Here is a 1,019-nt window from a genome sequence, read left to right on the forward strand (position 1 = left end):
CGGTTAAACGGACGCATATCCGGCAGCCCTGAGGAAGTTCCAACACTCGTGCGACTCAAACAAATCGCAGATGTCGCCGAGGGCGCGCCAGAGCGCGTCGAACGTTCGGGCCTCGGCCTTGCGCAGGCGCGCTTTGATCTTGGCAAAGGCCTGTTCAATTGGATTAAGATCGGGCGAATAAGCCGGCAGGAACAGGAACCAGGCGCCTCTTTGCCTCAGACTCTGCGCGGCCTTCTCGCTCTTGTGAACGGCGAGGTTGTCGAGGATCACCACGTCACCTYKGTGCAGGGTCGGCGCGAGTTGTGTCTCGATGTAAGCCTCGAACGACAACCGGGTGATCGGACCATCGATGATCCAGGGCGCACTCAGTTCGTTGCACCGTAGCCCAGCCACAAAGGTATGGGTTTTCCAGTGTCCAAACGGAGCGCTCATGCGCAGCCGCTGGCCTTTGCGCGAGCGCCCGCGCAGGCGCGTCATCTTGGTGTTGACGTAGGTCTCATCAAGAAATACCAGGCGGTGCGGCTCTTGGCGCATCCGCAGCTGGCGGTGGCCTGCCCAGACCCGACGCTCATCCCGCACGTCGGCGCGTGCGCACTCCGCCGCCATCAGGGCTTTTTTTATAGCTGAAGCCGCACCGGCACAGGAAGCGCGAGAGCATGGCAGGGGCCGCCACCGCTCCGTGTTCCTCCCGCAGCCGAGCCGCGAGTTCGGGCATGGTGATAGCAGGCCTTGCCTCGACGGTCTGGATCAGGAAGCTCTCATAGGGCACCAGCTTGCCGCCTCCAGGCGGGCGGCCTTGCCGGGCTGGCGCCGGCGAGCCGGTGTCCCGCGTTCGCCGCACCAGCTTGATGGCGAAGCTCTCGCTGACGTCAAAGTGCTGGGCGGCCACCCGGCAGGAATGGCCCGCCGCGACAAAGTCGGCGACGCGCACCCGAAGATCGAGAGAATAGCAGTGACCCATGATCCACCTCCCGTTCCAGCAAGTGAATCACAGATCGCACCAGGCCAAAACCCAGGAG

1 protein-coding gene is annotated in these 1,019 nt (G+C 63.5%); it reads right to left on the minus strand.

Going from position 1 to position 1,019, the window contains the following annotated elements:
• Positions 1–3: 3 nt before the first annotated feature.
• Positions 4–961, minus strand: a protein-coding gene (locus AB4Y97_RS20990; protein WP_442000973.1) for an IS630 family transposase whose coding sequence is annotated in 2 segments (ribosomal slippage) — positions 4–609 and positions 611–961 — 957 coding nt in all. Because the reading frame shifts where the segments join, the coding sequence is not laid out codon by codon here.
• Positions 962–1,019 lie beyond the last annotated feature (58 nt).

Origin of the sequence: Microvirga sp. 2TAF3, assembly GCF_052114965.1 — a bacterium.
Classification (GTDB): domain Bacteria; phylum Pseudomonadota; class Alphaproteobacteria; order Rhizobiales; family Beijerinckiaceae; genus Microvirga.